Raw genomic sequence first — 18,496 nt, 5'->3', positions numbered from 1 at the left:
TCACTCCACGGAGGCGTGCGCCAGGTTGAGCGAGCTGTAGAAGACGAGGAACCCGGGCAGCGTCTCGAAGCCCTTCACCTTGTCGTTGTAGGCGTACGCCTGCTCGCGGGTGTTGATGGAGGCGAAGGGCACGTCCTCCGCCCAGATGTCGGCGATCTGCGCGTAGATCTCCTTCTTCGCGGCGTCGTCGTCGGCGGCGCGGAGGCCGTCTTCGATCAGGCCGCGCAGCGTCTCGTTCGAGTAGCCCCAGCCGACGTTGAAGTTGCGGCTGTCGACGACCCAGTTCAGCAGGTAGGACGGATCGGTGATGACGCCGGCGTCACCCGAGACGGCGAGGTCGTACTCTCCGGCGTTGCCCTTGCTGACGCGGGTCGACCAGTCGGGGGCGTCGAGCGTGACGTCGATGCCCACCGCGCGCAGGTCCTCCTGGACCGACAGCGCGTTGTCCTGCAGGAACGTGTACTGCGAGGTCGAGAGCAGCGTCGCCGAGAAGCCGTCCGGGTAACCGGCATCCGCGAGCAGCTCCTTCGCCTTCTCGGGATCGTAGCTCCACAGCTCGGCGGCCTTCGGGTCGTACGCGGGGTCGTCCTCCGGGATCACGATGCCGTCGAGCGGCGCGCCGTTGCTCTGGAACGCTGCGGTCACCGCGTTCTCGCGGTTCAGCGCGTAGGCGACCGCCTGGCGCACCTTCGGGTCGGCGAACGGGCCGTCGGTCACGTTGAACTGCACGTACTGGAACGGCCCCTGCTGCGCGTCGACCGTGAGCCCGGCATCCGACACCCGCTGGAAGTTCTCCCACGGCACGTACTCGATCATGTCGACGTCGCCGCTGAGCAGCGCGTTGGTGCGGGCCTCCCCGTCGGGGTAGAACTTCACCTCGATGCTGTCGAGCGACACCTCGTCGGCGTCGTAGTAGTCCTCGTTCTTCTCGACCGTGAGGCCGATGCCCTGATCGAGGTTCGTCATCTCGAAGGGGCCGGCGCCGATCCAGTTCGCGGTGTCGGCGTTGAGCGACGAGTCGGGCACGATCGCCGCGAACGGCAGGGCCAGGTACTGCAGGAACGCGGTGTTGGGCTGCGCGAGCGTGACGGTGACGGTGTCGCCGTCGGCGACGATGTCGGTGATGTCCTTGAGGCCGGCGGCGAGCTGCGAGCCGTTCGCGGGGTCGCGGTAGTAGTCGAGCGAGTTCTTCACGTTCTCCGCCGTGAGCGGGGTGTCGTCGTGGAACGTCAGGTCGGGACGCAGCGTGAACACGTAGGACGTGGGATCGCTCGTGTCGACCGACTCGGCGACACCCGGCACGACCGCGCCGCTCTCGTCGTACGTCATGAGCCCGCGGTGCACCATGGAGAGCAGCTGGTTCACGGCCCCGCCCTGCTGCATGCCGGTGATGGGCGTCGCCGGCTCGGCCGAGAGGCCGAACACCAGGGTCTGCGTTCCGCCCTCGCCCCCCGAGTCGCCGGAGTCGCCTGAGCCGCCGCAGCCGGCGAGGACGAGGACGGATGCCGCGCCGAAGGCGACGGCGCCGATCCAGCGGGCAGGAGTGCTCCCGTGACGGCGGAGATGCTGTGAAGCAGGCATGACGAAGTCCTTCCATGGCGCGCCGAGGCGCCATCGCTCGAGGTGTCACGAAACACGGAGCGTCGTCATCGACGGCTCCGTTGCTCGTCGGGGTGAGGGGGTCTCGGCTAAGGCTGAACCCTTCGTGATCGATTATGTCGACGCCACAGATAAGTGGAAAGTTCGACTTCTCAGCGCGGCATAACGGATTGCTTAACCTGTTCGCGCGACCTGGGGTTTTCCCGCGGAGTCGGCATCCCCCTCCTGATACCCGAGCGCGGGTCCTTTTCGCTCCGGGGCCGGCCGACGTCAGGCGAGGGTCTCGAGGGGGTTGTCGCGGAGCTTGCGCACGACGCCGCCGTCGACCAGGCGGCACGCGGCGGACGACGGCTTGCGCTCGGCCTGGTCGACCACGGAGGCGCCGAACTCCTGCGCGAGGTCGAGACGGGGGTGGGCGGCGAGCACCTCGCGGAGGTAGTCACCGGGCAGCGCGTCTGGTCGCGCGCCGGAGATGTCGAGACCCGTCGCGACCTCCAGCAGGTAGCCCTCGGCATCCTGGCCAGGGTCCACGCTCGGCCAGTTGTGCTCCACGATCACGTCGAGCACGCGGCGGCGCCGCACGGCATCCCAGCCCGCGCCCGCCGTCAGCGCGACGCCGACGTGTCCGCCGGCATGCTCGTACGCGAGGGTGTGGTTGTCGAACTCGGGGGCGAGGCCGATGTCGTGCAGCATCGCCGCGACGTAGAGCAGCTCGTGATCGATGGCGCCGAATCCCTCGACGGACGCGAACGCCTCGGCCCACAGCCACGAACGCGTGACGTGGTTCAGGATCGAGGGCGAGTGGTACTCGCGGGCCAGGACGAGCGCGCCGTGGGCGGCGGCGGTGTCGGGAACGGGGAAGTCGGCGATGCGCATGGCGTCCTCTCGGGTCGTCGCCAGTCTCTCCGTCCGCACCGGTCCGCGCCAGGGGCGCAGGCGCCAGGATGCCGCGGATTTCTGCCCTTCGCCGCAGAAGCGACAGGCTTAGCCGACCCGCGCGCCCACCCGGTACCGTGCCGCGCGGTGCGTGTCCTGCACCCGGTCGCCCTTGCCGTGCAGCTTGTGGCGCAGCGTGCCGGGCGTGTACTCCTCGGGATAGGCGCCGCGCGCCCGCAGCACGGGGATGACGTGTTCGATGACGTCCTGCCAGGTGCCTGGCGTCACGGCGTACGCCAGATTGAAGCCGTCGATGTCGGTCTCGTCGACCCACGACTGCAGTTCGTCGGCGATCTCCTCGCCCGAGCCGACGATGGTGGGTCCGAGGCCGCCGATGGCGTTGTGGCGGCCGAAGTCGCCGACGGTCCACTCGCGGCCGAGGTCCGCCTCCTCCTTGAGGTGCTGCAGCACCGACTGGATGGCGTTCGACTCGACGTTGCCGACCGGCTCGTCCTCCTCGTACTGCGACAGGTCGACGCCCATCCAGCCCGACATGAACGTCAGTGCGCCCTCGGGGCTCGCGTACGACAGGTACTCGGCGTGCTTCGCCGCCGCCTCCTCCGACGTGGCGCCGGTGATGACGGTGAGCAGCGTGTAGATGCGGGCGTCGTAGCGGTCGCGCCCGGCATCCTCCAGCGCATCGCGGATGCGCTTGACGGTGCCGGCCAGCACCTCCTTCGACGGGGCGGCGACGAAGATCGCCTCGGCGTTCTCGGCCGCGAACCGCACACCGCGCGGGCTCGCGCCGGCCTGGTAGATGACCGGAGTGCGCTGCGGCGACGGCTCGGAGATGTGGATGCCCGGCACGCTGAAGTGCTTCCCCTCGTGGCCGATCGGGTGCACCTTCGACGGGTCGGTGAAGATGCCGCGCTCGCGGTCCTCGACGACCGCGTCGTCTTCCCACGACCCCTCCCACAGCTTGTACAGCACCTCGACGTACTCGTCGGCGTGGTCGTAGCGGTCGTCGTGCGCGAGCTGATCTTCCTGACCCATGTTGCGCGCGGCGCTGGGCAGATATCCGGTCACGACGTTCCAGCCGACGCGACCCTGCGTGAGGTGGTCGAGCGTGCTCAGGCGACGGGCGAACGGGTACGGATGCTCGAACGCGGTTCCGGCCGTGACGCCGAAGCCGAGGTGCTCGGTCACGGCTGCCATGGCGCTCACGAGCAGGATCGGGTCGTTCACCGGAACCTGCGCGCCGTTGCGGATCGCCGCCTCGTTCGTGCCGCCGTACACGTCGTACGTGCCGAGCACGTCGGCGATGAAGATGCCGTCGAAGGTCGCGCTCTCGAGCAGCTTCGCGAGGTCGGTCCAGTACGAGATGGTGTTGTACTGCCGCGAGCGGTCGTCGGGGTGGCGCCACAGCCCGGACGACTGGTGGGCGACGCAGTTCATGTCGAAGGCGTTGAAGCGGATCTGACGGGTCATGCCGTCAAGGCAACCGCGCACCCGCCGCCGCGTGCCAGTGTCGCCGACACATGCCGTCACACGGACGGTGTTTCGAATCGCGCAACTGGCGACTGAGCGGGGGTGAAAACTGCAATTCGGGCGATTCGAATCGGGCGCCGGCGGGCGGCGGCGGCAGCGGCAGCAGCGGCAGCGGCGGCCGCGGTCAGCGGCGGTGTCGGGCGGTGCGGATCGGCGCGGTCTGCGGACGCGGATCCGGCATCAGCGTGTCGACCTGCGGTTTCGCGTTCGCCTGCGCGCGGCACCAGACGACGAACCCGACGGCCGTGAAGACGCCGTAGAACACGTACATGAACCCGGTCGCGTAGAAGCCCGATGCGAAGAGCAGGGGCACGCCGACGACGTCGACGGCGATCCAGATGAGCCAGAACTCCGTCCAGCCCTTCGCCATGCCGTAGGTCGCGAGCAGCGATCCGACGAACGTCCACGCGTCGGCCCACACGGGCTCGTACGACCCGAGCGCGCGGAACAGCGGGGTGAGCGCGACGGTGCCGATGACGAGCACGAGCACGAGTCCGATGCGGGCGCTCGTGGGCGCCCACCGCGGGGTGACGCGTCCGCCGTCGTTCGACGCCTGCTTCCAGCGCACCCATCCGTAGATCGCGACGACGATGAACATGACCTGGCGTCCGGCCTGACCCAGCAGGTGCGGCAGCTCGTGGTCCGGGTTGAGGATGGTGCCGAGGAAGACGGTCAGCAGCAGCAGATTGCCGACGATGCCCACCGGCCACGCCCAGACCTTGCGGCGCATTCCGCCCAGGGCGCTCGCGAGCCCGAACGCGTTGCCGACGACCTCGCGCACGAGGAGCGCCTGCCCGCCGGGGAGCACCCACTGCGAGTTGAACGCGTCGACGAGCCAGAGCAGGGGGTTCACCCGGCGGCTCCGTCGGTCGCGGGGAGCTCGGGCGGGAAAGGGCGGTCGTCGAGGATCAGCTGCAGGAACGTCAGGTCGAGCCAACGCCCGAACTTGGCGCCGACCTGCGGCATCCGTCCGATCTGCAGGAAGTCGAGGCGCTTGTGCAGCACGATCGACGCGAGGTTTCCGCTCTCGACCGCGGCGACCATGACGTGCACGCCGAGGCGGCGGGCGCGGTCGATGAGCTCGATCATGAGGGCCTTGCCGATGCCACGGCCCTGCTGGTCGTCACGCACGTACACGGAATGCTCGACCGTGTGGCGATAGCCGCTGTGCGGGCGCCAGTCGCCGAACGAGGCGTATCCGACGACCCCGGTTTCGTCGACGGCGACGATCACGGGGTAGCCGCGCTCCCGCCGTGCGGCGAGCCAGGCGGCGCGGTCGGAGACGTCGACGGCGTCTTCGTTCCAGATCGCCGTGGTGTGCACGACGGCGTTGTTGTGGATGTCGGTGATGGCGTCGAGGTCGGCCGTCTCGGCATCCCGGATCAGAGCGTCGCTCATCGGGTCTCCTGCGGGGGCGTGCGGGTGCGCAGGGACGACGCTAGCAGGATGCCGGTGCGACCGCGCCCCGCGCGCAGACCCGCGCGGGGCGCCCGGCTGCTCAGCGCCCGCCGCCCCAGAGGGTGAGCTTCTCGGGGTTCAGCACGATCCACAGGTGGGTGATGCGGCCGTCCTGCACCTGCATGTCCATGACCGACTGCACGGCCGGACCGTTGCGGAACACGAAACCGACGCCGCCCGCGAGCTGCTGCTCCTCGAGAGTCAGCTCGGGATGCTTCGCCGCGATGCCGAGCAGGAAGCGCGCCACCCGGTCGGCGCCGGACACGATGTTGCGGGCCGCGCTCACGAAGCCGCCGCCGTCGCTGTGCAGCTGCACGTCGGGCGCGAGGAAGCGCATCAGGCTCGCGACCTCGCCGGTGCGCGTCGCCTCCTGGAACGCGCGCACCACCCGGTCGTGCTCGGCGCGCGGCACCGACTTCGCGCGGTTCTCGCGCACGTGCCGCCTCGCCGAGGAGGCGAGCTGGCGCACGGCGGCGGGGGAGCGGCCCACCGCCCGGGCGATGTCGTCGAAGGGCACGTCGAACACGTCGTGCAGCACGAACGCCACGCGCTCGGCGGGAGTCATCGACTCGAGCACGACGAGCAGCGCGGTCGAGACGTCGTCGTCGAGGGTGACGCGGTCGAGCGGATCGTCTGCGGACGCGATCCTCGCCGGTGCGGTTCCGCGGAACAGGTCGGCCGGCACCGGCTCGGGCAGCCACGGACCCACGTACTGCTCGCGCCGCCGCCTGGCCGAGCCGAGCAGATCGAGGGCGACGCGGCCCGCCACGGTGGTGAGCCAGCCGGCCGGATTCGCGACGGCGGCGCGCTCCTGATCGTCGAGGCGGTACCAGCGCAGATAGGTCTCCTGCACGACGTCCTCGGCATCCGCCAACGTGCCCGTCATGCGGTACCCCAGCGCGAGCAGGCGCCGACGCTCGCGGAACACCTCGTCCAGATCGTCGTCCACACCGGCTCCTCTCGCGGGCTGCTCTCGCAGGATATGACGATGCGGCATCCCGGAATGTGAGCCTCACGTTCCGCCGGGCTGCGTCGTCATCGAGATGGAGGCGTGCGATCGCACGCCGAGAGGCACGACAGCAGGAGGATGCAGATGAGGATCGCCGTCGCAGGAGGAACGGGAGTCGTCGGTCGGCACGTGGTGAGCGCCGCGACCGACGCCGGCCACGATGTGGTCGTGCTGGCGCGGTCGCGCGGGGTGGACGTGCTCACGGGAGCGGGGCTCGTCGAGGCCCTCCACGGAGCGGATGCCGTCATCGACGCCTCGAACAGCGGCACCACGCTGTCGGCGAAGACGGCGACCGCGTTCTTCGAGTCGGCGACGGCGAACCTGCTCGACGCCGAACGCCGGGTCGGGGTCGGGCATCACGTCGCCCTGTCGATCGTCGGGATCGACGACATCGACGCGTCGTACTACGCGGGCAAGCTCGCGCAGGAGCGCGCGGTGGCCGCAGGGCCGGTCCCGTTCACGATCGCCCGCGCCGGACAGTTCCACGAGTTCGCCGGGCAGCTGCTGTCCGGGATGAGGGGACCCGTCGCGCTGATGCCGAGGCTGCTCATGCGCCCGGTCGCGGCGCGCGAAGTCGGGGCGCACCTCGTGCGGGCGGCCGAGGGAGGTGCGGTCGGGCGCGCCCGCGATCTCGTCGGACCCCGTGACGAGGTTCTGGCGGATGCGGCAAGGCGGCAGCTGGCGTTCGACGGCTCGCGGCAGCGGGTGCTGCAGGTGCGGCTGCCGGGAGCCTACGGACGCGGGCTGGCCTCGGGTTCCCTGCGCGGCGGACCGGATGCGATCCGGGGCACGCAGACGTTCGACGAGTGGCTGCGGAGCGCCGACCACTCCCACTGACTGCGACTGTCGCCGGAGAGCTCGACGGTCGGTCGCGCTCAGGGCTCAGACGTGCACGTCGGCGGGGGATTCCTCGCCCTCGTGGAAGCTCGGCCGCCTGCCGAAGAGTCGTCCGACACCCAGCACCACCCCGACGATGATCAGTCCGGCCGCGAGCCCGGCGATCGCCGAGAACAGGGTGTCGCCGATCCACACGATGACCCCGCCCGCCGGCTCCAGGGCGTGCTCGATCGCATGCAGGATGTCGGCGCCGACGTGCACCCCGACCTCGCCGAGGTTCACGAGGAGCAGATGCCCGCCGACCCACAGCATCGCGACCGTGCCGAGGATGCTGATGAAGCGGAACACCGCCGGCATCGATCGCACGATGCGGGTACCCGTGTGGCGCACCCGTCGCTCCGGGCTCTTCGCCATCTTCAGGCCGATGTCGTCGATCTTCACCAGCAGCGCCACCGCGCCGTACACGACACCCGTCATCAGCACCGCGATCACCGCGAGGATGGCGAGCGTCGTCCACACGTCCAGACCCGCCTCGAGGTTCGCGAGCGAGATGAGCATGATCTCGGTCGACAGGATCAGGTCGGTGCGCACGGCACCCCACACGAGCTTGTTCTCGTTGCGCGCGCCCTCGTCAGCGTGGCCGTGATGCACACCGAACCACTCGAGCACCTTCTCGGCGCCCTCGAAGCACAGATACGCACCACCCAGGATCAGCAGATAGGGCAGCACCCACGGCGCGAAAGCCGTCAGCAGCAGCGCGATCGGAATGATGATCACGAACTTGTTCGCCAGCGAGCCCAGCGCGATCTTCGCGACCACGGGCAGCTCCCGCGCGGGTGTGATGCCCTGCACGTACTGCGGCGTGACAGCGGCGTCATCGATCACGACGCCCGCCGCTTTGGCCGACGCCTTCATCGCCGCGCTGAGGATGTCATCGACGACCGCGAGCAATCCCACCGACATGTGCGTTCTCCCCTGGCGATCCGTGTGCAGAAGCGTGCAGACGTGCAACTCTATCGACTCCGTCGAAACTCACAGCCCGCTCACAGCCCCGCGGGACCAAATCGGGCCCGTCGCCGGTTCTCCTCTATGACGCCGCAGCCAGCCGCGTCGGACAAAGGAGACAGACCATGTCGAACGACTACGGCAAGACCCCTCAGGCCCTCAGCGAGCTCACCCGTCTGCAGTACGAGGTGACGCAGGAGGACGGCACCGAGCCGCCCTTCCGCAACGTGTACTGGAACAACCACGACGACGGCATCTACGTCGACGTGGTGTCAGGCCAGCCGCTGTTCTCGTCCACCGACAAGTACGACAGCGGCACCGGGTGGCCGAGCTTCACCAAGCCGATCGACGCGGATGCCGTCACCACCCGCACCGACCGCAAGCTGTGGATGACCCGCACCGAGGCCCGCTCCACCGGCGCCGACAGCCACCTCGGGCACGTCTTCGACGACGGACCCGTCGCCGACGGAGGACTGCGCTACTGCATGAACTCCGCCGCCCTCCGCTTCATCCCGGCTGACAGGCTGGAGGATGAGGGGTACGGTCGCTACCGTCCCCTCTTCGCCGAACCCGACTCCGACCAGACCGACATCACCGCCCGCACCTCCGAGGAGCAGTCATGACAGACACCGGAACCATCACCCGCACCCCCGGAACCGAGACGGCCGTCCTCGCCGGCGGCTGCTTCTGGGGCATGGAAGACCTCATCCGCCGTCAGCCCGGCGTGCTCGACACCCGCGTCGGGTACACCGGCGGCCAGAACGACCACGCCACCTACCGGAACCACCCCGGCCACGCCGAGGCCGTCGAGATCGTCTTCGACCCCTCGAAGACGACGTACCGCGACATCCTCGCGTTCTTCTTCCAGATCCACGACCCGTCGACCTTGAACCGTCAGGGCAACGACATCGGCTCGAGCTATCGGTCGGCGATCTTCCCGCTCAGCCCCGAGCAGGAGCGCGTCGCCCGCGACACCATCGCCGACGTCGACGCCTCCGGCCTGTGGCCGGGCAAGGCCGTGACCACGATCGAGCCCGAGGGGCCGTTCTGGGAGGCCGAGCCCGAGCACCAGGACTACCTGATCCGCTACCCCAACGGCTACACCTGTCACTTCCCGCGCGCGGGATGGGTGCTGCCGAAGCGCGAGACCACCGCGGTCTGACCGGCATCCCCCACGTAGAAGCCCCCGTCTCCGGACGGGGGCTTCTACGTTCTCAGTGCTCCGCGAGGAACGCGAGCGCGGCCTCCTTGAAGGCGCGCGACCCCGGGGCGTTGAAGTGGTTGCGGTCGGGGATCTCGAAGAACCGGCCCTGCGGCGCGGCCTCGGCGAGCGCACGAGACCCCTCGATGATGGCGTCCTTCGACCCCGTCGCGAACAGGATCGGCGCCTCCGGCGCGTGCGACGGATCGGGGTCGATCGTGCGCGACGACCGCAGTCCCTCCGCCAGCGCGACGAGAGCGCTCAGGTCATTGCCCGGCACGCGTTCCGTGAGCGCGATGTAGTTCTGGGTGGTCGGATCCGCCACGGGTGTGCCGTCTGCGAGGTAGGCCCTCACCTGCGCGAGATCGAGGCGCGCGAGAGGGATGCCGTCGGGCACGCCGCCCAGCACGGCCCGCCCGATGCGCTGCGGCAGATCGCGCACCACCTCCCAGCCGACGCGGGCGCCGAGGGAGTAGCCGACGTACGACGCGTCGTCGACGAGATACGCGTCCATCACCGATTCGACGTCTGTGGCGAGGGTGCGGATGCCGTACGCATCCGCCTGATGCGGCTTCTCGCTGAGCCCGTGGCCGCGCTGGTCGAGCGCGAGCACGCGGTAGCCGGCCTGCGTCAGCTGGCGCACCCAGGCCGTGAGCACCCAGGTGTCGCGGGCGCTCGACGCGAACCCGTGCACGATCACGACGACGGGGGCGTCGAGCTCGCCCCAGGTATACGTCGCGAGGCGGGTGCCGTCGGCCGCGTAGACCTGCTGCGGCGTGGGCATGCTGTTCAGATCGGAGAGGGGGACGGCCACGGCGTCCATTCTCCCCCGTCCGCTCGCCCTGAGACGCCGAAACCCACCGGTCCCGTCCAGACCCACCCTCGCGCACGGCGCGGGGGTGGGTCTCGACGGTCGCGGTGGGTTACGGCGAGACGGGGATGCGTCAGACGGCGCGGCGGAGGGCCTCGCCGAGAGCGGCGTCGACGTTCGTCCAGTACTCGAAGAAGCGCTCGCGGATCGCGTCGACCGTGAGGCCGCGACCCTGACCCGTGAGGGTCTCGAGGAAGCGGGCGCGCTGCTCATCGTCGAAGACCGTGCGGTACAGGGTTCCGGCCTGACCGAAGTCGTCGTCATCGAGGTGCAGGGTCGCGGCCGAGCGGATCAGCTCGCCGTCGGACTCCCAGCTCGCCTCGACACCGGCCAGGGGGTCGGCGGCGGGGCCGCCGGCAGGGCCGTACGAGTTCGGCGTGTACACGCGGTGCTCGGCCGGGTTGAACCGGTACTGCATGTTGCCCTCGTGCATGTAGTTGCGCACCTCGGCCGCGTGCGGCTGGTTCACGGGCAGCTGGTTGTAGTTCGTGCCGACGCGGTGACGCTGAGCGTCGGGGTAAGCGAAGACGCGGGCCATCAGCATCTTGTCGGGCGAGATGCCGGTGCCGGGCACCTGGTTGCCGGGCGAGAACGCCGCCTGCTCGATCTCGGCGAAGAAGTTCTGCGGGTTGCGGTTCAGCGTGAACGTGCCGACCTTGATGCGCGGGTAGTCCTTCTTCGACCAGGTCTTCGTGAGGTCGAACGGGTTGAAGCGGTAGGCCTTGGCCTCCTCGTACGGCATGATCTGCACGGAGACGTCCCACGAGGGGTGCTCGCCGCGGGTGATCGCGTCGAACAGGTCGCGACGGTAGAAGTCGGCATCCGATCCGGCGAGCTGCTCGGCCTCGGCCGCGCCCATCGCCTCGACGCCCTGGTTGGACAGGAAGTGGTACTGCACCCAGAAGCGCTCGCCCTCGGCGTTGACCCACTGGTACGTGTGCGAGCCGTAGCCGTTCATGTGGCGCCAGCTGCGCGGCAGACCGCGGTCGCCCATCAGGTAGGTGACCTGGTGGGCCGACTCGGGGGAGAGGGTCCAGAAGTCCCACTGCATGTCGGCATCCCGCAGACCGGAGTCGCCCAGGCGCTTCTGCGAGTGGATGAAGTCGGGGAACTTCATCGCGTCGCGGATGAAGAAGGTGGGGGTGTTGTTGCCGACGATGTCGAGGTTGCCCTCGGTCGTGTAGAAGCGCAGCGAGAAGCCGCGCACGTCGCGCCAGGTGTCGGGCGAGCCCTGCTCACCGGCGACGGACGAGAAGCGCAGCAGCGTCTCGCTCGTGGCTCCCGGCTGGAACACGGCGGCGCGGGTGTAGGCCGACACGTCCTCGGTGACGACGAACTCGCCGAACGCGCCGCCGCCCTTGGCGTGCGGGTTGCGCTCCGGCACGCGCTCGCGGTTGAACGACGCGAGCTTCTCGACCAGGTAGCGGTCGTGCAGAACCGTGGGGCCGTCGGCGCCGACGGTGAGGGAGTGCGCGTCGCTGGCGACCGGCGTGCCCGTCTGCGTGGTGGTCGCGGGGAGGGGCGTGGTGGATGGGTCGGTCATGATCTTCTCCTTCTGCGCGTGGGCGCGACGAGTGCACCCGGGGTTCCGGGGGCGTCGGCGGACACGCCTACGCGGCGTTCTGGCAACTGGGGCAGAGGCCCCAGAAGGTGACTTCGGCTGTCTGGACGGTGAATCCCCCGGCCGAAGACGGGGTGAGGCACGGTGCTTCGCCGACGACGCAGTCCACGTCGCCGATCGCACCGCAGCGGGTGCAGACGACGTGGTGGTGGTTGTCGCCGATGCGCCGTTCGTAGAGCGCTGCGGATCCTGCCGGTTCGATCCGGCGGAGCAGGCCCGCCGTCGTCAGGTCCGCGAGGATGTTGTGCACCGACTGGATCGACGTCGTCGGCAGCACCTCGGAGACTGCGCGGAACACGCGCTCCGCATCCGTGTGGGCCATGGATTCCATCGCCTCGAGAACGGCGACGCGGCCCGCGGTCGCCCTCAGACCGGCGTCGTGAAGCGCCGACTCGAGTGTGGTTTCCATGCCCCCGACACTACACGTTCTTTTGAATGATTCAAAAGAACGGCGGGTCGTATGCCAGGATGCTGGAGGTGTTGCGGCCCTGCTAACGTGCCTCGTACATGGGCGGATCGAGACGCAGGGCCACGGAGCGGACCGGAGTCCTCTTCGCCGTGACCGCGGTGCTCGCCGGAGGTCTCGCCGGGTTCCTCTTCGGCGCGGCCACCATCGGAATGGTCCGCGAACAGCTGCACCTCAGCTGCAGCATGGGTCCGCCGGGAGGTGAGGGCGCCGACACATGGACGTGCGCCGACGGCATCGGCTACCTCGGTGTCGCCGTGGTGCTCGGACTCATGTGGTTCGTCGCGGTCGTGGCAGGCGGCCTCGTCGCCCTGCTGGTCCGCGCCGATCGCATCGCCAGAGTGTGCCTGGTGATCCTCGCCGCGGCATCGGTCGCCTGGATCCTCGCCTGGACCCGATACGGCTCAGCGACCCTGGTCGGCGATGAGTACGCGCCGATGAGCGGACTCGGATACTGGAACCAGGCTGTCGGGCCGGCGGCCATCGCGGCGATCGTCGGGACGATCGCCGCAGCGGGGAGCGTGGCGACGACGGGATGGACGTCGCGGATCCTCGAAGTCGCCGCGCCGGTCGCGCTGATCGTGGCGATCGTGCTGCAGCCAGGACTGATGGTCAACCTCGCCCCGGCGACAGGGCTTCTCGTTGCGTCGGCGGCGCGCGGATCCGACCCGACCACCCCGTCGCTCAGACCGCGAGGGGTTGCGATCTCCTGAGGGCTCCGTAGCGTGGAGGGCATGGACGGCAGACGGATGGCGACGGTCGGGCTGGTTCTCGCGGTGACGGCAGGGGTGGTCGGCTGCACGCCGATGTCGGATGCCGACAGCGATGCGTCCCCGTCTCCGGCGCCGTCCGCCTCGGTCACCGCACCCGAACCCACACCGGATCCCGCGGCGGCGGAGAAGCTCCCCCTTCCGGTCGCCGAGATCCCCGACTGGGCGGAGACCGCCGTCCCGGGGTCGGAGACCGACGGGTACGTCGGCTCGCTGTCCGGCTGGCTCAGCGAGCCCCTGTCCGCGCACCACATGTCGCGGTTCCAGTCGCTCGAGCCCGGCATCTACCAGGCGCAGATCGCGTGCCGGGGCGACGGCACGATCTCGGCATCCGGAGGCGATCTGGATGCCGAGCCCTCGCCGCAGCCGACCCAGTGCACGAACGCGACGATCGCCTTCGACGTGACCACGACGAGCACGGGCCTGAAGGTCGAGCTGGAGCTGCAGGGTGAGCCGTCGATCTTCGCGGTGTCGTTGCGACGAGTCGGCTGAGCGCAGGTCGCCCTGAGGTGTGCCCGCCGTCAGACCGGGAGTCCGAGACGGCGCAGGTGCGTCCGCAGCACCGAGGTCTGCTGCGTCGGGCTGAGCTCGCCTCGTGACCCGTGCAGCGCGACCCCGTCGATCACGGCCTGGAGGTAGCGGGCCTCGTCGTCGATCGCGATCTCGCCGGTGAGCGCGCCGGCATCCACCAGGCGCCGCAGCAGCCTCCGGCACAGTCTCGCGATGTCGTCGTGCGCGGCGTCGGCGAGGGCGGCGAGCTGCGCGTGGCGGGGCGCCTCGGCGGTCAGGGCGAGATGCACGCGGATCTCGACGATCCGCTCGTCGTCGAGAGGCAGCAGCTCGTCGATCACCTCGACGGTCGACAGCACGGCGTCGGCGTCGTCGAGATGCGGGGTGATGCGCTCGGCGGCTCGCTCGTGAACGAGGCGCATGGCGAACTCGAGCAGATCCGACTTGGTGGGGAAGATGTGACGGACGGAGCCGACCACGAGGCCTGCCTCCGCCGCCACGGTGCGGAGCGACACGGCACTGACCCCGTCTGCGAGCACGATGCGCCAGACCGCGGCGGCGATCTGCTTCTCGCGCTCGCGATGGTCGATGAGGCGGGGCATGTCCCCAATCTAGCCCGACCGTGCTACCTTGCTCTTTGTTAGCTTGACCGTGCTACCAAGGAAGATCATGATGACGCTCGTGCCGTTCCTGCGGGACCATCCCATCGCCGCGGTCATCGTGCTGTGCGAGATCGGCCTCTGGGTGCTGCTCGGAGCGGGACTGCTGCTGCGATACCCGGCCGGGCGGAAGCGTCTGGGCGGATTCGTGCTCCTGCTCATCCCGCTGCTCGACGTCGTGCTGGTGGTGGCCACGGCGATCGACCTGTGGAACGGCTCGCCCTTCGACCTCACGCACGGACTCGCCGGGATCTATCTCGGATTCTCGGTGGCGTTCGGCCCGGCCATCGTGCGCTGGGCCGACGTCCGCTTCGCGCACCGGTTCGCGGGCGGCCCCGCCCCGGTCGCGCCCGCGGGGCGCGCAGCCAGGCAGGCGGCGCTCTGGAAGGAATGGCGTCGCGTCGTCGTCGCCGCCGCGATCGCTTCGGGAGCCTACCTGGTGCTGATGGTGGTGGCGACGGATGCCGATGCGGCCGAATCCCTGTGGTGGTGGATCGGGCGCGCATGGGTCGTCGTCGGGCTGTGGTTGCTGTTCGGACCCGTATGGGGAGTCGGCGGCGGGTCGACGGGGGAGGCGCAGGCGCCCGCCCCCGTCGCCGAGCGACCGGCCGCCGACGACCGCTAGCCGCGATCGGTCCAGGCGAGCACGCGTGCGCCGATCAGGGTCAGCCAGCGCGAGGGCGCGCCCTCGGGGGCATCGACGTCGAACCAGGTGCGCCCACGCAGGGGAGCGCCCTGCAGCCACGTCCCGTCCGGCTGCCGCGCCGCGCGCACCACCTCCACGGCATCCGCGATCCGATCATCGGGTGCGGTGCCGTCGACGAGAGCCGCCTCGCGCAGGTGGTCGAGCGCGGTCAGCGCGCTGTACTGATGCCGCGACGGGTACACGAAGTGATCGACGAACGCGCCGACCCGTTCGCCCGTGGACTCGCGGTATAGCAGCCTCCGTCGCAGCAGGTACTCCTCGCCGGCGTGGCGGGCCTCGCGCAGCGAGGTGTCGCCCGTGAAGCGCTCGTACGACAGCATCCCGCGCAGCGCGTTGAGCGTCGAGTGGAACGACGACCGCACCGAGTCGCCTTCCGCCGTCTCGCAGTTCCAGCCGCCGTCGGCGAGCCGGTGTTCGGGGAACCACGCGACCAGGCGCGACACGTCTGCGCCGAGCCACGCGCCGTTCGCGAGCGTGAACGCGTTGATGCACACGTCGACCTCGCCGCCCCAGAAGGGCATGTCGTCGTACTCCCAGCGGCAGTTGCGGTCGAGGCGGGCGGCGGTGTCGCCGAGCGCCGCCGCGTCGGCGCCCCACTCGCGCAACTGGTTCAGCGACCACGACGTCGCGATCCACGGCTGATCCGTCTCGGCCGGACCACCGGTGTCGAAGAAGCCGGCGGGAAAGTGAGCACCGCCCGCCCATCGCCCGTCGGCATCCTGCGCCGCCAGCAGGGCTGCGCCGAATCCCTCGGTCGCCACCCGTGCACGGGTCGCCTGCCACGCGGCATCCGGTGCGTGCAGGAGGTCGCGTTCGACCTGCCAGCGCACGGCGGGGTCTCCGCCGAGCAGCCACTGCATCGTCTCCGTCGACATCGTCGTCGTCATGACGGGCAGGCTACTCCCGCGCTACGACATCGCGCACGGGGTTTCCGGGTCAGGACTCCGAGGGGGCGAGCGGCAGTTCGAGTCCGTAGTTCCAGGAGAGGATCGCCGGCTGCTCGCGATAGAAGCTCAGCACCGACACCGACCCCGCGTTGAGCGAGATCTGCGCGCCGAAGCGCGGGGCCAACCGCAGGTAGACGGCGGTGAGGATGCGGAGGAAGTGGCCGTGCGCGACGAGTGCGACGTCGCCCTCGGCGAGCACGGGCAGCACGCGGGTGAGCACGCGCGATGCTCGTGCGGCGACCTCTTCGACGGTCTCGCCGGGCGTCTCCCCGCGCACGACGCCGTGCGTGAACGCGCTCCAGTCGTATCCGAGCTCGGCGCGGATGTCCTTCGTCGTGCGGCCCTCGTACCCGCCGTAGTCCCACTCGACGAGCAGCGGATCGACCTCGGCGTGCAGCCCGGCGAGCTCGGCCGTGCGCCGGGCGCGCTCGAGCGGAGAGGTGAGCACCAGCGAGAAGTCGTAGTCGGCCACGAGGCGGCCCGCACCACGGGCGAGGTCCTCCCCCCGCGCCGTCAGCGGGATGTCGGTGAGACCGGTGTGCCGCCCCGCCTTGGACCACTCGGTCTCGCCGTGCCGCAGCAGCACGAGCTTGCCTGCGGGGTTGTCGGGTGCGGGGCGGTCTGGCAGCGGATCGTTCATCGGCACACCGCCAGGCTGTCACGATCGGCGGATGCTGTCACCGATCCTGCACGCTTTCCCACGGGTCGCTCGAGATCCCGGTCAGATCCTCCGCCGATCGGACCGCAGACCGCCGATCGGCGCGCGCCACAGGATTTAGTGGAGTTTAGTTACTGATCAGTCAGTAGAGCGCCGCGATCACCCGGATCTATCGGTAGCCGAGGTCTCGTTGACACGTTCGACAAAAACCGGTTTACTACTGAATGTCGGTCCCCGAAGACCGCCACGATCACAGCACGGGCGTCCGCGAAAGGACTCTCGAACGAAGGAGTTCGCAATGAAGCGCTATGCAGGTGTCCTCGCTCTCGCAGCCCTCGCCCTCCCCCTCGCCGCGTGCGGCACCGCAGGAGGCGGCGCCGGGGGCGACGGAGGCGAGCTCACATCCGGACCCATCACGATCTGGTACTCGACGAACGAGCAGGAGATCGCCTGGGCCGAGGCCGTCGTGGAGGCCTGGAACGCCGACCACCCCGACGAGCAGGTCAAGGCCGCAGCGATCCCGTCCGGCAAGTCCTCGGAGGATGCGATCGGCGCCGCCATCACCGCGGGCAACACGCCCTGCCTGGTCTACAACACCGCACCCGCCGCGGTGCCCGCCTTCCAGAAGCAGGGCGGTCTCGTGAACATCTCGACGACCTTCGAGGACGGCGAGGACTTCATCACCGAGCGCTCCGGCGCAGCGGCCGACGGCTTCCGCTCGCCGGACGGCGACCTCTACCAGGTACCGTGGAAGGCCAACCCCTTCATGCTCTACTACAACAAGGAGGCGTTCGCCGCCGCCGGTCTCGACCCCGAGAACCCGCAGCTCGCCACCTACGACGACGTGCTCGCCGCCGCAGCGGCCATCAAGGGCTCGGGCGCCGCCGACTACTCCCTGTACCCGCCGGCATCCGGCGACTACACCAACTCGCTGTTCGACTTCTACCCGTTCTTCCTGGCCAATTCCGGCGGCACGCAGCTCGTCAGCGACGGAGCCGCCGCGTTCACCAGTGACGAGGGCCTCGAGACCCTCGAGTTCTGGAAGACGATGTACGCCGAGGGCTACTCCTCCGCAGAGGCCTACAGCGGCGACGCCTGGGCGGGACCGTTCGCCGACGGTGTGTCGGCGATGGGAATCGCGGGCCCCTGGGGTGCCGCGGCGTTCGACGGCAAGGTCGACTACGGCATCGTGCCCCTCCCCACCGCCGACGGCACCGCCGCGGAGGAGACCTACACCTTCGGCGACTCGAAGAACGTCGGCCTCTACACCTCGTGCGAGAACAAGCAGACCGCGTGGGAGTTCGCGAAGTTCTCGATGAACGCCGAGAACGACCTGGCACTGCTCGAGACCACCGGTCAGTTCCCGGTGCGCGGCGACGTCGACGAGGTGGCGGGCGACTTCCTCGCCGGCGACCCGGTGCTGGCGACCTTCTCGGCATCCGTGCCGCTCACGGTCGACGTGCCGAACATCGCCGACGCGACGGAGATGTGGCAGACCTTCCGCGACGCGTGGGGCAAGGCCGTGCAGGCAGGCGAGGGCGACCTCGAGGAGACCTTCTCCACCGCCGCCGACAAGATCGACGCCCTGATCGCCCAGGGCTGATCGCCCAGGGCTGATCGCCCAGGGCCGGTCCCTCAGGCCTGATCGCCCAGGCCCGGGCCTCCCGATCGGCAGCCCCCGCCGATCCGTCCGGGGTGCGCGTGCATGCGCGCCCCGGACCGCGATCCGTACCCTCGGAACGCGCACCCGCAGCA

The 18,496-nt window shown here is 69.8% G+C and carries 19 protein-coding genes and 2 pseudogenes; 8 read left to right on the top strand and 13 right to left on the bottom strand.

The window, feature by feature from the left end; translation table 11 throughout:
• The 6 genes from RAC69_RS05635 to sigJ form a co-directional block, all read right to left on the bottom strand.
• On the bottom strand, nt 1–1,581 hold the full coding sequence (locus tag RAC69_RS05635) for an ABC transporter substrate-binding protein (RefSeq protein WP_375085755.1): 1,581 nt from the start codon (nt 1,579–1,581) through the stop codon (nt 1–3).
• A gap of 288 nt (nt 1,582–1,869) precedes the next feature.
• Nucleotides 1,870–2,475 (bottom strand): HD domain-containing protein, encoded by a 606-nt coding sequence (locus RAC69_RS05630; protein ID WP_375085753.1) that lies wholly within the window; start codon nt 2,473–2,475, stop codon nt 1,870–1,872.
• A 108-nt stretch (nt 2,476–2,583) separates the two neighbouring features.
• Nucleotides 2,584–3,963, bottom strand: a complete 1,380-nt coding sequence (locus tag RAC69_RS05625; RefSeq protein ID WP_341932952.1) for an LLM class flavin-dependent oxidoreductase — start codon at nt 3,961–3,963, stop codon at nt 2,584–2,586.
• 184 nt (nt 3,964–4,147) lie between these two features.
• Nucleotides 4,148–4,876: a nicotinamide riboside transporter PnuC gene (gene pnuC / locus RAC69_RS05620; protein WP_375085751.1), complete on the bottom strand. Its 729-nt coding sequence runs from the start codon at nt 4,874–4,876 to the stop codon at nt 4,148–4,150.
• The gene (locus RAC69_RS05615; protein WP_375085750.1) at nt 4,873–5,421 is read right to left on the bottom strand and encodes a GNAT family N-acetyltransferase; all 549 of its coding nucleotides are present in this window, start codon (nt 5,419–5,421) and stop codon (nt 4,873–4,875) included. Before RAC69_RS05615 ends, pnuC begins: the two co-directional genes overlap by 4 nt.
• Before the next feature lie 100 nt (nt 5,422–5,521).
• Entirely contained in the window at nt 5,522–6,430 is a 909-nt protein-coding gene (gene sigJ / locus RAC69_RS05610) for an RNA polymerase sigma factor SigJ (protein ID WP_375085749.1), read from the bottom strand.
• Nucleotides 6,431–6,574: 144 nt separating this feature from the next.
• On the opposite strand from sigJ, the gene RAC69_RS05605 reads away from it, so the two are divergent.
• Nucleotides 6,575–7,327: an SDR family oxidoreductase gene (locus tag RAC69_RS05605; RefSeq protein ID WP_375085748.1), complete on the top strand. Its 753-nt coding sequence runs from the start codon at nt 6,575–6,577 to the stop codon at nt 7,325–7,327.
• 45 nt (nt 7,328–7,372) lie between these two features.
• On the opposite strand, the gene RAC69_RS05600 is transcribed toward RAC69_RS05605, so the two are convergent.
• Nucleotides 7,373–8,290: a DUF808 domain-containing protein gene (locus RAC69_RS05600; RefSeq protein WP_375085746.1), complete on the bottom strand. Its 918-nt coding sequence runs from the start codon at nt 8,288–8,290 to the stop codon at nt 7,373–7,375.
• Between the two features lie 167 nt (nt 8,291–8,457).
• Here RAC69_RS05600 and msrB point away from each other — a divergent pair, with 167 nt between their 5' ends.
• On the top strand, nt 8,458–8,955 hold the full coding sequence (msrB, locus tag RAC69_RS05595) for a peptide-methionine (R)-S-oxide reductase MsrB (protein WP_375085745.1): 498 nt from the start codon (nt 8,458–8,460) through the stop codon (nt 8,953–8,955).
• Nucleotides 8,952–9,494: a peptide-methionine (S)-S-oxide reductase MsrA gene (gene msrA / locus RAC69_RS05590; RefSeq protein WP_375085744.1), complete on the top strand. Its 543-nt coding sequence runs from the start codon at nt 8,952–8,954 to the stop codon at nt 9,492–9,494. The genes msrB and msrA overlap by 4 nt, the downstream gene beginning before the upstream one ends.
• A 52-nt stretch (nt 9,495–9,546) precedes the next feature.
• Here msrA and RAC69_RS05585 read toward each other — a convergent pair whose 3' ends face one another.
• Both RAC69_RS05585 and RAC69_RS05580 read right to left on the bottom strand, forming a co-directional pair.
• Nucleotides 9,547–10,356, bottom strand: a complete 810-nt coding sequence (locus tag RAC69_RS05585; RefSeq protein ID WP_375085742.1) for an alpha/beta fold hydrolase — start codon at nt 10,354–10,356, stop codon at nt 9,547–9,549.
• A gap of 121 nt (nt 10,357–10,477) precedes the next feature.
• Nucleotides 10,478–11,947, bottom strand: coding sequence for a catalase (locus RAC69_RS05580; protein WP_375085740.1), 1,470 nt, complete (start codon nt 11,945–11,947; stop codon nt 10,478–10,480).
• Here RAC69_RS05580 and RAC69_RS05575 point away from each other — a divergent pair.
• Nucleotides 11,946–12,221, top strand: a pseudogene (locus RAC69_RS05575) (hypothetical protein); the annotation flags it as partial. The gene RAC69_RS05580 and the pseudogene RAC69_RS05575 sit on opposite strands and share 2 nt — an antisense overlap.
• On the opposite strand, the pseudogene RAC69_RS05570 reads toward RAC69_RS05575, so the two are convergent.
• Nucleotides 12,141–12,434: pseudogene (locus RAC69_RS05570) on the bottom strand (Fur family transcriptional regulator); the annotation flags it as partial. The pseudogenes RAC69_RS05575 and RAC69_RS05570 overlap by 81 nt on opposite strands.
• A gap of 98 nt (nt 12,435–12,532) precedes the next feature.
• On the opposite strand from RAC69_RS05570, the gene RAC69_RS05565 reads away from it, so the two are divergent.
• Nucleotides 12,533–13,204 (top strand): hypothetical protein, encoded by a 672-nt coding sequence (locus tag RAC69_RS05565; protein WP_375085738.1) that lies wholly within the window; start codon nt 12,533–12,535, stop codon nt 13,202–13,204.
• Nucleotides 13,205–13,225: 21 nt separating this feature from the next.
• A complete protein-coding gene (locus RAC69_RS05560) occupies nt 13,226–13,753 on the top strand; it encodes a hypothetical protein (RefSeq protein WP_375085736.1) in 528 nt (175 codons plus the stop codon).
• Between the two features lie 29 nt (nt 13,754–13,782).
• Here the strand turns inward: RAC69_RS05560 and RAC69_RS05555 are convergent, their stop codons facing one another.
• Nucleotides 13,783–14,373 carry a TetR/AcrR family transcriptional regulator gene (locus tag RAC69_RS05555; protein ID WP_375085734.1) on the bottom strand — a complete coding sequence of 197 codons (591 nt, stop codon included), beginning with the start codon at nt 14,371–14,373 and terminating at the stop codon, nt 13,783–13,785.
• 67 nt (nt 14,374–14,440) lie between these two features.
• On the opposite strand from RAC69_RS05555, the gene RAC69_RS05550 reads away from it, so the two are divergent.
• Nucleotides 14,441–15,055: a hypothetical protein gene (locus RAC69_RS05550; RefSeq protein ID WP_375085733.1), complete on the top strand. Its 615-nt coding sequence runs from the start codon at nt 14,441–14,443 to the stop codon at nt 15,053–15,055.
• Here RAC69_RS05550 and RAC69_RS05545 read toward each other — a convergent pair.
• Both RAC69_RS05545 and RAC69_RS05540 read right to left on the bottom strand, forming a co-directional pair.
• Complete coding sequence (locus tag RAC69_RS05545; protein ID WP_375085731.1) at nt 15,052–16,023, bottom strand: squalene cyclase; 972 nt, start codon at nt 16,021–16,023, stop codon at nt 15,052–15,054. The genes RAC69_RS05550 and RAC69_RS05545 overlap by 4 nt on opposite strands.
• A gap of 49 nt (nt 16,024–16,072) precedes the next feature.
• A complete protein-coding gene (locus tag RAC69_RS05540; RefSeq protein WP_375085808.1) occupies nt 16,073–16,723 on the bottom strand; it encodes a histidine phosphatase family protein in 651 nt (216 codons plus the stop codon).
• 316 nt (nt 16,724–17,039) lie between these two features.
• On the opposite strand from RAC69_RS05540, the gene RAC69_RS05535 reads away from it, so the two are divergent.
• Entirely contained in the window at nt 17,040–18,344 is a 1,305-nt protein-coding gene (locus RAC69_RS05535) for an ABC transporter substrate-binding protein (RefSeq protein WP_375085729.1), read from the top strand.
• Nucleotides 18,345–18,496: the final 152 nt, after the last annotated feature.

The sequence above is a fragment of the Microbacterium sp. LS_15 genome, assembly GCF_041954735.1.
Classification (GTDB): Bacteria; Actinomycetota; Actinomycetes; order Actinomycetales; family Microbacteriaceae; genus Microbacterium.
Note: the sequence above shows the minus strand (reverse complement) of the source record. Positions and strands in the feature narration are given on the sequence as shown.

Bases quoted from the DNA above. Each gene is read 5' to 3' on its own strand.
- RAC69_RS05635 (WP_375085755.1), bottom strand. From the start codon at position 1,581: ATGCCTGCTTCACAGCATCTCCGCCGTCACGGGAGCACTCCTGCCCGC.
- RAC69_RS05630 (WP_375085753.1), bottom strand. From the start codon at position 2,475: ATGCGCATCGCCGACTTCCCCGTTCCCGACACCGCCGCCGCCCACGGC.
- RAC69_RS05625 (WP_341932952.1), bottom strand. From the start codon at position 3,963: ATGACCCGTCAGATCCGCTTCAACGCCTTCGACATGAACTGCGTCGCC.
- RAC69_RS05615 (WP_375085750.1), bottom strand. From the start codon at position 5,421: ATGAGCGACGCTCTGATCCGGGATGCCGAGACGGCCGACCTCGACGCC.
- RAC69_RS05605 (WP_375085748.1), top strand. From the start codon at position 6,575: ATGAGGATCGCCGTCGCAGGAGGAACGGGAGTCGTCGGTCGGCACGTG.
- RAC69_RS05600 (WP_375085746.1), bottom strand. From the start codon at position 8,290: ATGTCGGTGGGATTGCTCGCGGTCGTCGATGACATCCTCAGCGCGGCG.
- msrB (WP_375085745.1), top strand. From the start codon at position 8,458: ATGTCGAACGACTACGGCAAGACCCCTCAGGCCCTCAGCGAGCTCACC.
- msrA (WP_375085744.1), top strand. From the start codon at position 8,952: ATGACAGACACCGGAACCATCACCCGCACCCCCGGAACCGAGACGGCC.
- RAC69_RS05585 (WP_375085742.1), bottom strand. From the start codon at position 10,356: ATGGACGCCGTGGCCGTCCCCCTCTCCGATCTGAACAGCATGCCCACG.
- RAC69_RS05580 (WP_375085740.1), bottom strand. From the start codon at position 11,947: ATGACCGACCCATCCACCACGCCCCTCCCCGCGACCACCACGCAGACG.
- RAC69_RS05565 (WP_375085738.1), top strand. From the start codon at position 12,533: ATGGGCGGATCGAGACGCAGGGCCACGGAGCGGACCGGAGTCCTCTTC.
- RAC69_RS05560 (WP_375085736.1), top strand. From the start codon at position 13,226: ATGGACGGCAGACGGATGGCGACGGTCGGGCTGGTTCTCGCGGTGACG.
- RAC69_RS05555 (WP_375085734.1), bottom strand. From the start codon at position 14,373: ATGCCCCGCCTCATCGACCATCGCGAGCGCGAGAAGCAGATCGCCGCC.
- RAC69_RS05550 (WP_375085733.1), top strand. From the start codon at position 14,441: ATGATGACGCTCGTGCCGTTCCTGCGGGACCATCCCATCGCCGCGGTC.
- RAC69_RS05545 (WP_375085731.1), bottom strand. From the start codon at position 16,023: ATGACGACGACGATGTCGACGGAGACGATGCAGTGGCTGCTCGGCGGA.
- RAC69_RS05540 (WP_375085808.1), bottom strand. From the start codon at position 16,723: ATGAACGATCCGCTGCCAGACCGCCCCGCACCCGACAACCCCGCAGGC.
- RAC69_RS05535 (WP_375085729.1), top strand. From the start codon at position 17,040: ATGAAGCGCTATGCAGGTGTCCTCGCTCTCGCAGCCCTCGCCCTCCCC.